This is a genomic window from Streptomyces sp. NPDC020983 (assembly GCF_044333485.1).
In the GTDB taxonomy this organism is placed as follows: Bacteria; Actinomycetota; Actinomycetes; order Streptomycetales; family Streptomycetaceae; genus Actinacidiphila.
This window is the reverse complement of the sequence record NZ_JBIRRA010000001.1, coordinates 741,343-754,226: the sequence shown is the minus strand read 5'-3', so window position 1 is coordinate 754,226 and position 12,884 is coordinate 741,343. Positions and strand designations below refer to the sequence as shown.

Below are 12,884 nucleotides of genomic sequence, written 5' to 3'. Positions count from 1 at the left end.
CGCCTCAGCCCGCGGCGCCGGCCAGGCGGCGCATCACCGCCATCAGTTCGCCGGGCGGGGCGATGCTCGACACCCGGCCGGCCTCGTCGAAGTGCGTGATCGAGGTCAGGGCGCCGGCGCGCCACCAGAAGACCCGGGGGGACAGGCGGCCGGGGCCGTCCTCGTAGGCGCCCTGGCCGAACTGCGCCAGGGCGTTGACGGCCTCGGCCACATGGGGCCCGTCGAGCGGGTGGAAGACGAGGTTGTGCCGGTTCGGGACGACCAGCAGCACGCCCTCGTCCGGGATCGCGGGACCGCCCGCGGCCCGTACCGCCTCCTCCAGGACGAGCAGCTTGCTGGCCGCGAACACCGACTCCGGGTGGCCGAGGATGTGCAGGACCGCCCCGCCGGGGAGGGCGACGGTGTCGTAGCCGACGGGCTCGCGGAGCAGGTTGGCGCGCGCGGCGGCCAGCAGGGTGTCCCACTCGACGAGGGCCACCTCCCGGTCGCTGAGCACGCGGACCTCGTCCGGGGTGTCGAGGGCGATGCCCGCCAGCAGGTCCGGGGCCAGCGGCCGCAGGTAGCCGAACCGGTCCCGCGCCTGCGCGGGTATCGATTCCTCGGCGACCAGCCGCAGGTACACACCGTGCAGGGGGTCCTGGGCGGTGCCGCGGCCGGTTCGGGCCGACACGTCGCTCATGTGCTGTTCCTCGGGGTGAGCTGCCGCGGCGGGTCGCCGGGCACGTCCGGTGGGAGCGCCGACCGCCGGGTGGCGGGCGGAACCTGGCCGTCCATCAGATCACGCCGGCCCGGCGCCCCGGCCACCGGTCCCGGTGCCGCCCGGACGTGGGCAGCGGCGGCGGGGCACCCCTAGAATCGGACATATGTGCCGCCGCCCGGGGGCGAGCCCGTGGGGGGCCGCGGGGCGGGCGGGGTTCGGGGAGGGCAGTCACCGTATGAGTCGTCGCTCCGCCAGCGGTCCGCTGGCCGCGTGGGCCGAGGCGCAGCGGCGCCAGCAGCGGCAGCAGGAGGCGCAGGTGCGCGCGCAGGCGCAGGCGCAGCGGCAGCGGGCCCAGCAGCAGCGGGCGTACGAAAGGGAGGTGGCCCGGCGGGACCGGGAGCGCCAGGCGGCCTACCGGCAGGGCCAGGAGGCCGAGGCGCAGCGGCTGACGGACGAACTCGACGCCCGGGTCGCGGCGCTGGAGGGGCTGCTCGCCGCGGGGTGCCGGGCGCCCGCGTTCGGGACCGCCGCGCTCGCCCGGCCCGAGCGCCTGCAGCCGTTCGACCCGGGGCCGCTCGGCCGGCCCGTGCCGATGCCCGACCCGGCGCGCTACCACCCGCCGCAGAACACCGCGTGGGGGCGCGGCGCCCGGCGGCGCGCCGAGGACGAGGCGCAGGCCCGCTACGCCCACGACCTGCGCGCCGCCCAGCACGCGGAGGCCCAGCGGCAGGCCCAGCTCGCCGCCTACCGGCGGCAGTACGACGACTGGGCGGCGACCGCGCTCGCCGCGGTGCGCCGCCACAACGCGGAGGTCGCGGCCTCCCTCGCCGCGCTGCGCGGCGGCGACCCGCAGGCCGCCGTCGAGTACTTCTCCGCCGCCCTCTACGCCTCCACCGCCTGGCCGCAGGACCTGCCGCGCTCGGTGAGCGCCGCGTACGACCCGGCGCAGCGGCAGCTCGTGCTGACCTGGGAACTCCCGGCGTACGACGTCGTGCCGGAGACGAAGGGGGTGCGCTACGTGCCGTCCGCCGACCGGCTGAAGGAGACGCCCCGCCCGGTCACCCAGCGCCGCGCCCTCTACCGCGACCTGCTGGCGCAGTGCATGCTGCTCGTCCTGCGCGACCTCTTCGCGGCCGACGAGCCCGGCGCCCTCGACTCGGTCGCACTCACCGGCTACGTGGACGGTCACGACCCGGTCACCGGGCGCCGCTCGCAGCTGCACCTGGCCTCCGTCACCGCGACCCGTACGGACTTCGGGCGGCTCGCGCTCGCCCGGGTCAGCGCGGTCGACTGCCTGGTGGACGGCCTGCGCGGGCAACTGTCCTCCCGGCCGGACCAGTTGGCGGCGATACGCCCGGGCAGGCTGCCCGAGGACGTCGGCGGCGCGGCGGGCGGCTCCGCCGTCGTCCGGCACGGCGGCGACGACGAGCCCGACCTCTTCACGATGGACCCGCTCGACTTCGAGCAGCTCGTCGCCGAGCTCTTCCGGGCGATGGGCATGCAGGCCGTCACGACCGTGCGCTCCGGCGACGGCGGCGTGGACGTCGACGCCCTCGACCCGGCCCCGATCACCGGCGGTTCGATCGTCGTGCAGGTCAAGCGCTACCGCCACACCGTGCCGCCCACCGCCGTCCGCGACCTGTACGGCACCGTGCAGCACGCGGGCGCCAACAAGGGCGTGCTGGTGACGACGTCGCGTTTCGGCCCGACCGCGCACACCTTCGCGCACGGCAAGCCGCTCGAACTCGTCTCCGGTGAGCAGCTGGTGGAGCTGCTGCACGCGCACGGCCTGCGCGGCCGGCTCGGCCCGCCGCCCTCGGGCGCGGCCGCGCCCGCGCGCGTACCGCGGGCCGACGACGACGAACCCGCCGACGACCACAACGTGCTGGCCCTCACCTGGAACGGGGACGTGCCGCTCGACGTGTGCGCGCTGGTGTGCGCGGGCACCGCCGCGCTGAGCGACGACCACCTCGTCTTCTACAACAACGCCCGCACGCCCGACGGCACCGTCCGCGCGATCCCGGCCCCGCCGCCGGACAAGGCCGCGCTGCGGGTCGCCTTCGACGCGCTGCCCGCCCGCGCGGACCGGCTCGTGCTGGCGGCCGCCCTCGACCCGACCGCCGTCACCGCGCACACCGACCTGACCGCCTTCCGGTCGGCGAGGCTGCGGCTGCTCGACGCCGGCCGCGCCGAACTCGGCTCGCTCGCCGTGTCGGAGGGCCGTCCGGGCGAGACGGCGCTCGTCCTCGGCTCCTTCCGCCGCCGCGCGTCCGGCGACTGGGACTTCGTCCCCGGCGGAAAGGGCTACCCGGGCGGCCTGGAGGCGCTCATCCACGACTACGGCATCGACACGGAGTAGCCGGCACCGCCGGACGTCCCGTGCGCCCCTGACGTGCGCACACGTCCCGCCGGGCGCCATGACGGAACCGTGGCGCCGTCAGGTGTTCACCTGGACTTCCGGTCGCGGGCACGTCCGACCGCCTAGCGTCAGCAGCCATGGACACGGATGCGAGCACGGGCATGAGGACGCAGAGGGGCACCGCCGCCGCGGCGGGCGCGCAGGTCACGCGGCGCGGGCTGATCGCCGGGGCGGTCGCGGCGGGCCTCGTCGCGGGCGGGGTCGCCACGGGCGCGGCCCCGGCGTACGCGGCGGAGGGCGCCGGGCAGGGGCAGGACGGGGCGGCCGGCACGGGAACGGCGAAGGCCGGGCGCTTCCGGCCGCCGGTGTACGACCTGGCGGTGGACGGCGAGTCGATCGTCGCGGGCCGGGTCGACCGGCCGGTCGCACCCGGCATCGTGCTGACGTCCTTCGACCTGTTCGGGCGCACGGGCTGGCTGCGCGCGCACGTGCTGAACGCCGACCTCGGCACGGCGTCGGTGTCCGTGGACCTCGTCGCGGACCAGGTCAGCCAGGCGCGGCCGCTCAAGGGCGCGGCGGAAGGGCAGCACGCGGTCGCCGCCGTCAACGGCGACTACTTCGACATCACCGAGACCTACGCGGCCGAGGGCCCGGAGATCAAGGGCGGGCAGCTGCGCAAGGGCACGAGCACCGCGCGGACGGTCGTGGCCGTCGGCGCCGACCGCGTCGCGCGCCTCGCCGACCTCGTGATCACCGGCACGGTCACGGTCGCGGGCACCGCGCGCCCGCTCGCCGCGCTCAACTCCCCCGTGATTCCGGCCGACTCGCTGGCCGTCTACACCCCGCTGTGGGGCCCCGCCGACCGCACGCTGCTCCAGGACCCCGGCCCGTACACCGAAGTCGTCGTGACCGGCGGCGTGGTGACCGCGGTGAACGCGCAGCTGACGTCGGCCCCCGTGCCCGCGGGCGGCCTGGTGGTGCTGGGCCGCGGCGCGGCGGCGGCGCAGCTCGCCTCCGTGCGTCCCGGGGACGCGGTGAGCGTGGACTTCGCGCCGAAGAGCGACGCGCCCGGTGCGCTGACCATGGCGCTGGGCAGCGGTGCGGTGCTGGTCGAGGCGGGCAGGGCAGTGGACTTCCCGCCGAGCACGGGCAACGACGCGCCCAAGCCGCGTACGGCCGTGGGCTGGCCGCAGGGCGGGCACCGGCTGCTGCTGGTCGCCGTGGACGGCTCGGCGAACTTCTCCGCCGGGCTCGGCTTCGACGACATGGCCGTGCTGATGGCGCGGCTCGGCGCGTACGAGGCCTTCATGCTGGACGGCGGCGGCTCCACGGAGATCGTCGCGCGGCGCCCCGGCGACAGCGGCGTGAGCGTCGTCAACACGCCCTCGGACGGCGGCGAGCGGCCCGTCCCGAACGGGGTCGGGCTCTTCTCCCGCCCCGGCTCGGGGCAGTTGCGCGGCCTGGACGTGCGGCCGCAGGCCGGCCGGGTCGTGCCGGGCCTGACGGTGGACGTCGCCGTCGCCGGCTACGACGAGGCCTGGGGCCCGGCGGGAACGGGCGGCCACGAGGTCGGCTGGTCGGCGCGGCCCGGCTCGCTCGGCTCCGTCAGCGACGGCGTCTTCCGCGCCCGGCGCCCCGGCGCGGGCGTGCTGCGTGCCCACGCGGGCGCGGCGGACGGCGAGGCGGAGCTGCGCGTCCTCGGCGACCTGCACCGGCTGGCCTTCACCCGGCGCGCCCTCACCATCGACCCCGGCGCGACCGCCACCGTCGCCCTGACCGGCTACGACGCGGACGGCTTCGACGCACCCGTGGCCCCGCGCGACGTCACGCTCGACTACGACAAGGCCGTCCTCACGGTCACCGCGACGGCCGCGGGCCTGAGCGTCACCGGCGCCCCGGACGGCGGCGGCAAGACGGCCACGCTCACCGCGACCGTGCAGGGCGTCACCGCCAGGCTGCCGGTCACCGTGGGCCTGGTGGACGTCCCGCTCGGCGAGTTCGAGGCCGCGGGCCAGTGGACGGCGCTGGCCGCGCGGGGTACGGCGTCGGTCGCGGTGGTCGCCGCCGAGGACCGGCCGGGGGCCGCGGCCGGGAACCACGCGCTCCGGCTGACGTACGACTTCACCGGGCAGTCCAGCACCTCGGCGGCCTACGCGGTGGCCGCGCCCGGGCCGATCACGCTGCCGCCGGGCACCAAGAAGCTCGCGCTGTGGGTCAACGGCGACGGCAAGGGCCACTGGCTGCGCGCGATGCTGTCCTCGCAGGGCACCACCAACGTGCCCTTCACCTTCGCGACCGCCGTCGACTGGACGGGCTGGCGGCGCGTCGTCGGCGACCTCCCGGACGGCTTCTCCGACCCCGTCACGCTCGCCCGGATCTACATCGCCGAGACCGCGCAGACCAACAAGAACGCGGGCGTGCTGCTCCTCGACGGCCTGGCCGCGCAGGTCGGGCAGGAACCGGACGCCGCCGAACCGCCGCTGCCCGACCCGTACGTGGTCGAGCAGGGCGAACTGCCCGCCCGCCGCTGGACCTTCGCGGTACTGTCGGACCTGCACATCAGCGCCGCCGCCGGGCTGGACTCCTTCTCGGGGCGGCAGGCCGTCGAGGCGCTGGGCCAGGCCGTGGCGAGCGGACCGGACTTCATCCTGGTCAACGGCGACTTCGTCGACAACAACACGCAGGCGGACTTCGACCTCGCGCTCGGTCTGCTGCGCGACCACGTCCCCGCGGGCCTGCCGGTCCACTGGACCCCCGGCAACCACGAGGCGGGCCTGTCGGCCACCGGCGGCCTGGACACCTTCCTGTCCGCGACCGGCCGCCCCAACAAGCAGGTGCTGGACCACAAGGGCGTGCGCTTCATCCTGCTGGACTCGCACACCGGCGACATGCGCACCTCCGACTGGGACCAGGTGCCGCTGCTCCAGGCCGAGTTGGCGAAGGCGGCGGAGGACCGCTCGGTCACCGGCGTCGTCGTGTCCTTCCACCACCCGCTCAGCGACCCGTCCGGCGCGGGCGCCTCCCAGCTGTCCGACCAGCTGGAGGCGGGGCTGCTCCAGCAGTGGCTGGCGGACTTCCGCGAGCAGTCCGGCAAGCCCGTCGCGCTCTTCACCGGCCACGCGCACACCGCGTCCGTCACCCGCACCGACGGCGTGCTCGACATCACCACCCCGGCGGTCGGCAAGACCCCGTACAGCTCACCCGGCCAGGGCGGCTTCTTCGGCTGGATGCACGTCGCCGTCGATCCGCACCCGGCGCGCATCCGGGCCGGTGAGCCGAGCCCGGACACCCGCGAGTGGCTCGTCGCGGAGTCCCGTCCGCTCATCGACGGGATCGAGCTCACCGCCCCGGCACAACTGGCCCGCGGGGCGTCCGCGGACGTCAACGCGACGGGGGTCACCAGCGAGTTCGGCCTGCGCTTCCCGCTGCGCTTCCCGGCGAGCGTCACGTGGTCCGGCAGCCGCGGCCTGGCCGTGGCCCGCACCTCCGCCGAGGCCGCGGCCGCCCGCCGCAGCCCCGGCACCCTCGCGGTGCTCGACCTGGCGGCGGGCACCCTCACCGCGGTCGGCCGGGGCGAGGTCACGCTCACGGTGGCGGCGGGCGGGCTGACGTCCTCGGCGGAGGTCACGCTGGGCTGACCACCGGCGACGCCGCCCCGCCCCGCCGCCCGGTGAGCACACCGGGCGGCGGGGCGTTCGGCACGAAGTGGCCGGGACCTGCCGCCGGGCCCCCCGCTACTCCGGGACGACCCGGAAGCGCTCGGCCACCACGAGCGTGCCGCCGTCGACGACCGGGGTGCGGCCCAGGAAGTCGCGGACGCCCTCGCTGGTGAAGAAGTCCACGTGCGCCGCCCGCCACTGCGCCGCGTCGGCGTAGCCGCGGCCCTCGGCGTGCGCGAAGTCGTCCCCCACTTCGGCCATCGGCAGCACGGACACCTCCACCAGCTCGATCGTGACGGCGTGCCGGCCGTCCGAGTCGACGACGGAGTAGCGCTGCCCGGCCGCCGGCAGCGGCTCACCGGCGTGCTCGTAGATCTCCTTCAGTCCGGTGAGAGCCGTCTTCTCGCCGCTGCGGATCGCGGCCACCCCGCGGTCGCGCTCCGGGCCGGGGAAGGCCAGTTCGAGCACCGGCAGTTCGTGATCGCTCATACGGCGAGCGTACGAAGGGGTGTCCGGCGGCCACAAGGCGGTTCCGCGGGCGGCGTAAGGCCCGCCGGGGACGGCTCCCGGGAGTTTGCCGTACCGGCAAATGATCTTGGCCCCGGGCGCCGGGTTCCCCATGATCGGAGCAGAGCCCCTTCGGAGGAGGACACCGTGCAGCACGAGATCACCCACCGGCTCGTACCGTCGCCCGCGGGGCGGGTGCACGTGGCCGAGCAGGGCGAAGGCCCGCTCGTGCTGCTCGTGCACGGCTTCCCGGAGTCCTGGTACTCGTGGCGCGCCCAGCTGCCCGCGCTCGCCGCCGCCGGTTACCGCGCGGCCGCCGTCGACGTCCGCGGCTACGGGCGGTCGTCGCGGCCCGCGGACGCGGCGGCCTACCGGATGACGGAGCTGGCGGCGGACGCCGTCGCCGTCGTACGGGCGCTCGGCGGGGAGCCCGCGGTGGTCGTCGGGCACGACTGGGGCGCCAACATCGCGGCCGGCGCGGCGCTGCTGCACCCGGACGTCTTCCGCGCGGTGGGCCTGCTGAGCGTGCCCTACGCGCCGCGCGGCGGGCCGCGGCCGTCCGAGCTCTTCGCGGCCATGGGCGGCGAGGAGGAGTTCTACGTCAGCTACTTCCAGCAGCCCGGCCGCGCCGAGGCCGAGATCGAGCCCGACGTGCGCGGCTGGCTCGCGGGCCTCTACGCGGCCCTGTCCGGCGACACGATGCCCGAACCCGGCGCCCCCGACCCGCACTTCGTGCGCCCCGGCGGCACCATGCGCGAGCGCTTCCCGCACGGCCGGACGCCCGCCTGGCTGAGCGAGGAGGAACTCGACTACTACGCGGGCGAATTCGAGCGCTCGGGGATGACCGGGGCGCTCAACCGCTACCGGAACATGGACCGCGACTGGGAGGACATGGCACCCTTCGACGGCGCCCCCGTCCGGCAGCCGTCCCTCTTCGCCGGCGGCGCCCTCGACGCCTCAACCACCTGGATGTCCGCGGCGATCGAGGCCTTCCCCGCCACCCTGCCCGGCCTCGTCTCCAGCCATGTGCTCGACGGCTGCGGCCACTGGATCCAGCAGGAGCGCCCCGCCGAGGTCAACACCCTCCTGACCGCCTGGCTCGCCGCCCTCCCGCCCGTATGAGCACTATCGTGGGACGGTGACCACCCCGCCCGCCGAACCGCCCACGCCGCCCCTCACCGACGACGACCGCGAGTCCGCCGTCCGGCGCCTGCGCGACGCGTACGCGGCCGGGCACGTCCCGCACGAGGAGATGGACGAGCGGCTCGGCCGGGCCCTCACCGCACGGACGCCCGCCGACCTCGCGACCGCCGTCGCCTCCCTCCCGGCGGAGCCCGCCGCCCCGGAGGAGCCCGCCGTGACCATCGCCGCCGCCACCGGCCGCATCCGCCGCGGCGGCGCGTGGCGGCTCCCCCGCAGGCTGAAGGTCGAGTCCGCGTTCGGCAAGGTCCGGCTCGACCTGTCCCGCGCGGTCTTCCCGCACCCCGTCCTGGACCTCGAACTCGCCCTCGGCACGGGCAGCGCGCGCATCACCGTGCCGCGCGACGCGGTCGTGGAGGTCGGCGGCCTCACGACCACCTGGAAGGACCTGCGCTACCGCCCCCGCCCCACCACCTCGCCCACGGCCCCGACCATCCGGCTGTCCGGCGTCGTCGGCTTCGGCCGCGTCAAGATCCGCCACGCCCGCCGCTGAGCGCGCCTCCCCCGCGGGTCCCGACCCGCTGTCTGCATGAGCAGGCCCGAGCCGGTCCTAGGCTCGTTCCGGACCGCTGGTGTGCGGTGTGCGGATGTGACGGAGGTGGCCGAGGTGGCCCGGTATCTCGTCGGCTCGCGGGCGAGCAAGCTCGCCCGGGCGCAGGTGCGGCAGTACCTCGCGCCGCTGCGCGAGCGCTTCCCCGGCGCGGAGTTCACGCACCGGGTGATCCTGGAGGGCGGCGACCGCGACCGCCGGTCGGGACTCGCGGACGTCTCCGCGGGAAGCGGCGGTTCGGCGTTCAGCAGCGCCCAGGAGGCGGCGCTGGCGGGCGGCGAGGTCGACGTGGTCGTCCACTCCCTGAAGGACCTGCCCACGGCCGTACCGCCGGGACTGGTGCTCATGCCGCCGCCCGGCCGGGAGGACGTGCGCGACGCGCTGTGCGGGGCGACCCTCGCGGGGCTGCGCAAGGGCGCCCGCGTCGGTACGGGGGCGGCCCGGCGCGCCGCCCAGCTGCGCGCGGTGCGGCCGGACGTCGAGATCGTCCCGATCCGCGGCAACGTACCGCCGCGGCTGCGCAAAATCGCGTCGGAGGGCCTGGACGCGGTCGTCCTCGCCGCCGCGGGCCTGCACCGCCTCGGCCTCGACGACGCCATCGGGGAACTGCTGCCCCTCGACCTCTTCCCGCCCAGCCCCGGGCAGGGAGCTCTCGGCATCCAGGTCCGCACCGACGAGGCCTCCGCGCCGCTGCGCGCCCTCCTCGCCACCACGGCCGACCCCGCCGCCGACGCGGCCGTACGGGCCGAACGCGCGCTGCTCGCCGAGCTGCACGGCGGATGCAGCGTCCCCGTCGGGGCGTACGCCTCGCTCCTCCCGGACGGCGAACTCACCCTCCTCGCCCAGGTCAGCTCCCTGGACGGCACGACCCAGCTCACCGCCCGCCGCACCAACGCCGCCGACTCCCCCGAGGCCCTCGGCCGCGCCGTGGCGGCGGACCTCCTCTCCCAGGGCGCCCAGGCGGTCCTGGACGCGGCACGGGCGTCCTCCCGGCCCTAGGGCGTGTCCGCAAAGTCCCGCCTGGCACACGGCGCCTGGCACGCACGCTCGCTACGTTGTCGGGCTCGTCCGAGTAGGCCCACTACGAGGACGACCCTCCGCCTTGCGATCGCACGCACCAGACACCGTCTGCCCCGCCCTCCGGGCGGACGACAGGACTTTGCGGACACGCCCTAGCCGGGGCGTGCCCGCAGAGCGGCGTCGTCCGCCCGCCGGGCGGGCCCGGCTACCACCAGGCCGAGCAGCGCGCGTGGGCGTCGTTGGCGGCCTGGACGCACACCCGCGTCAGGGCCGGGCTGTTGTCGGACAGGTAGGCCGTCGAGTACGAGAAGTTGGCGCCCAGCCAGATGCGGTTCCGGAGGCCGTAGTAACTGCTGGTGTTCCCGTCGGGCGTCCAGTCCATCCAGCCGGAGCACTGCTCCATGCCCTGGTTGTCCACCCAGTTGCGGACCTCCCAGCCGGTGCTGAGGTAGCGGGAGTACATCGTGCCGTGGCAGCTCGCGCTCCAGACGTCCACCCGCGCCGTGTCCGCCGACGCCACCCCGCCGGTGCCCAGCACCAGCGCTCCGGCGCCCACCATCGTGCACGCCACCACGGCGGCTCTGCGCAGCGCGTTTCTTGTCCTCGTCATGTCCCCGCTCCTCCGTTCCGGGCATCCGGCCGATCACCGGCGCCGGACCCGATCGTCCAGGGGGACGCCAACATGGCGCCAACGAGCACCAACGCCGGTGCGCCGGACGCGGTTGGCATCGCGGGGCGGGGGCGGCGCAACGACGTGCAGGTCGACGGGCCGGGCGCACAGCTCGGACCGTGGTGCGGGCGAAACGCGGTGCGCTCCCGCGGAGGCGGCCGGGCGCCGTACGCTGGCTGTGACTTCGCCGCAAGGAGGGCAGGGCCATGGTCCCTTCGGACGACGGTACGCCGGACCCGTACGCGGATCCGCTGGTCTTCGGGCAACGGCTGCAGATACTGCGGACGCGCAAGGGCATCACCCGGGAGCAACTGGGCGGGCTCGTCGGCCGGTCGGGGTCGTGGGTGAAGGGCGTGGAGAGCGGACGGCTCAAGACGCCGAAGCTCGACGTCATCCTGCGGATCGCCGAGGTGCTCCGGGTCCGGGATCTGGCCGAGCTGACCGGCAGCCGGTCCATGAACGTCGCCATGTTCGCCGGTCCCGGGCATCCGCGGCTCGCCGCGGTCCGGGCGGCGGTGGACGCCTACCCGGTCGGTTCCGACGAGGCGGCGCCGCCGGTGGCGCATCTGCGCGCGCGGCTCGACCATGCGTGGGCGGCCCGGCACAGCGCGCCCAACCACCGTGAGGTGCTGGGGGCCCTGCTGCCGGAGCTGATCCGTGACGCGCAGGCCGCGGTACGGCAGTCCGACGGGGCGGTGGGGCGCCGCGCGGCGCAGGCGCTGCTCAGCGAGACGTACTCGCTGTGCCAGTTCTTCGTCGCCTACCAGCCGGACGCGGCACTGCTGTGGCGGGTCGCAGAACGCGGGCTGGTCGCCGCACAGGAGAGCGAGGACCCGCGTGCCATCGGCACGGCGGCGTGGCTCGCCGGTCAGGCGCACCGGGACAGCGGTCCCGCCCACTTCGACGCGGCGGACGCCGTGAACCTGCGGAGCCTGGAGTACCTGACCCCACTGCTTCCGGACGCGTCGGACGACGTGCTGGCCATCGCGGGTGCGCTGACCTTCGAGGCCGGATACACGTCCGCTCGCCGCGGGGACACGGGCACGGCGTGGCGCTACTGGGACCGGGCCCGGGCCATGGCGGAACGGCTACCCGCCGGTTACTACGACCCCGTCACGTCCTTTTCGCGGGCCATCATGGGCGCGCACGCCGTCACGGTGGCGGTCGAACTCCACGCAGGTGGCGAGTCCGTACGCCAGGCGGCGGCAGCGGAGTCCGCCGTCATCCCCTCCCGCCCTCGCCGCGCCCGGCACCGCATCGAGGAAGCCCGCGGCTACCACCTCGACGGCCAGCCGGACGTGGCCCTCGCGACGCTGGACAAGGCGCACGAGGCTGCTCCGGAGACCATCAGGTACAACGGCTACGCGAAGCGGATCGTGCTGGAGGAGACGGAGTCGCGGGATCCCGCGCGGCGCAGGCGGGCCGCCCGGCTCGCGGTGAAACTGGGCGTCCTCGCAGCGTGACCGAGGGGACACAATCTGTGCCCCTCCCCTGCGGCGCCCGCTCGTAGCGTCGTTGACCGAAAGGACCCCCGCGGCCGTGCGACCGGCCCGGGGGCGTGGTCAACGCCGTTGAGGAGCGCCGACATGCACGAGCCTAGCCGTCCCGGACACGCCTTCCGGGGGCCCGCGTGGTGAGCCCCGTGACGCACGCCGAACCCGGCGGGCAGAACGGTCTCGTGGCCGAGAAGCTGTGGCCACCCGCCCCGCAGACCGTGGGCCGGGCACGCCGGTTCCTCGTTCGCCAGCTCAGCCTCTGGGACCTGAAGCAGCTCACCGACACCGCGGAGCTGATCGTGTCCGAGCTGGTCACCAACGCGATCACGCACACGTACCCGCCGTACGGCCATCTGATCGCGACGCGGCTGGAGCGGCTGGACTCCGGCATCCGCATCGAGGTGCACGATGCGGGTACCGCCCTGCCGGAGCGCAGGCGGGCAGGCGAGGACGAGGAGTCGGGCCGTGGCCTGTGCCTGGTGGACTCCCTCACGGGCGGCCAGTGGGGGGTGAGTTGCCGGAGCGGACCCGGGAAGGCGGTCTGGGCGCTGTGCACGGAGCCCGGCGCGGGCGCGTGACCGGGCAGCCGGGGACGGGGGTGCGGATCGTCTCCGCCGTGGAGGCCTCGCGGCGGGGGGGACGTCCCGCCGGACTGGGCCGACGCGCTGCCCGGCTACCGGCCCTGCGAGGCCGGTACGCTGCCGGCCGGATTCCGCGCGGGCT

Annotated in this window: 10 protein-coding genes; 7 read left to right on the top strand and 3 right to left on the bottom strand. The window is 75.8% G+C overall.

Annotated elements, in window-relative coordinates; genetic code table 11:
* Positions 1 to 4: 4 nt before the first annotated feature.
* Positions 5 to 679 (bottom strand): hypothetical protein, encoded by a 675-nt coding sequence (locus ACH4SE_RS03530; RefSeq protein WP_398541576.1) that lies wholly within the window; start codon positions 677 to 679, stop codon positions 5 to 7.
* A gap of 256 nt (positions 680 to 935) precedes the next feature.
* On the opposite strand from ACH4SE_RS03530, the gene ACH4SE_RS03525 reads away from it, so the two are divergent.
* Together ACH4SE_RS03525 and ACH4SE_RS03520 are read left to right on the top strand one after the other, a co-directional pair.
* Positions 936 to 3,059, top strand: coding sequence for a restriction endonuclease (locus tag ACH4SE_RS03525; RefSeq protein ID WP_398541575.1), 2,124 nt, complete (start codon positions 936 to 938; stop codon positions 3,057 to 3,059).
* A 161-nt stretch (positions 3,060 to 3,220) separates the two neighbouring features.
* Entirely contained in the window at positions 3,221 to 6,697 is a 3,477-nt protein-coding gene (locus ACH4SE_RS03520; protein WP_398541574.1) for a phosphodiester glycosidase family protein, read from the top strand.
* Between the two features lie 96 nt (positions 6,698 to 6,793).
* On the opposite strand, the gene ACH4SE_RS03515 is transcribed toward ACH4SE_RS03520, so the two are convergent.
* A complete protein-coding gene (locus ACH4SE_RS03515; protein WP_398541573.1) occupies positions 6,794 to 7,207 on the bottom strand; it encodes an ASCH domain-containing protein in 414 nt (137 codons plus the stop codon).
* Positions 7,208 to 7,372: 165 nt separating this feature from the next.
* Here ACH4SE_RS03515 and ACH4SE_RS03510 point away from each other — a divergent pair, with 165 nt between their 5' ends.
* From ACH4SE_RS03510 to hemC, 3 genes are all read left to right on the top strand, one after another.
* Positions 7,373 to 8,347, top strand: a complete 975-nt coding sequence (locus ACH4SE_RS03510; RefSeq protein ID WP_398541572.1) for an alpha/beta fold hydrolase — start codon at positions 7,373 to 7,375, stop codon at positions 8,345 to 8,347.
* Between the two features lie 16 nt (positions 8,348 to 8,363).
* Positions 8,364 to 8,918: a DUF1707 domain-containing protein gene (locus tag ACH4SE_RS03505; RefSeq protein ID WP_398541571.1), complete on the top strand. Its 555-nt coding sequence runs from the start codon at positions 8,364 to 8,366 to the stop codon at positions 8,916 to 8,918.
* A gap of 114 nt (positions 8,919 to 9,032) precedes the next feature.
* The gene (gene hemC, locus ACH4SE_RS03500; protein WP_398541633.1) at positions 9,033 to 9,974 is read left to right on the top strand and encodes a hydroxymethylbilane synthase; all 942 of its coding nucleotides are present in this window, start codon (positions 9,033 to 9,035) and stop codon (positions 9,972 to 9,974) included.
* 226 nt (positions 9,975 to 10,200) lie between these two features.
* Here the strand turns inward: hemC and ACH4SE_RS03495 are convergent, their stop codons facing one another.
* Positions 10,201 to 10,605, bottom strand: coding sequence for a hypothetical protein (locus ACH4SE_RS03495; protein WP_398541570.1), 405 nt, complete (start codon positions 10,603 to 10,605; stop codon positions 10,201 to 10,203).
* A 266-nt stretch (positions 10,606 to 10,871) separates the two neighbouring features.
* Here ACH4SE_RS03495 and ACH4SE_RS03490 point away from each other — a divergent pair, with 266 nt between their 5' ends.
* Positions 10,872 to 12,128, top strand: coding sequence for a helix-turn-helix domain-containing protein (locus tag ACH4SE_RS03490; RefSeq protein WP_398541569.1), 1,257 nt, complete (start codon positions 10,872 to 10,874; stop codon positions 12,126 to 12,128).
* A gap of 179 nt (positions 12,129 to 12,307) precedes the next feature.
* Positions 12,308 to 12,739 carry an ATP-binding protein gene (locus ACH4SE_RS03485; protein WP_398541568.1) on the top strand — a complete coding sequence of 144 codons (432 nt, stop codon included), beginning with the start codon at positions 12,308 to 12,310 and terminating at the stop codon, positions 12,737 to 12,739.
* Positions 12,740 to 12,884 lie beyond the last annotated feature (145 nt).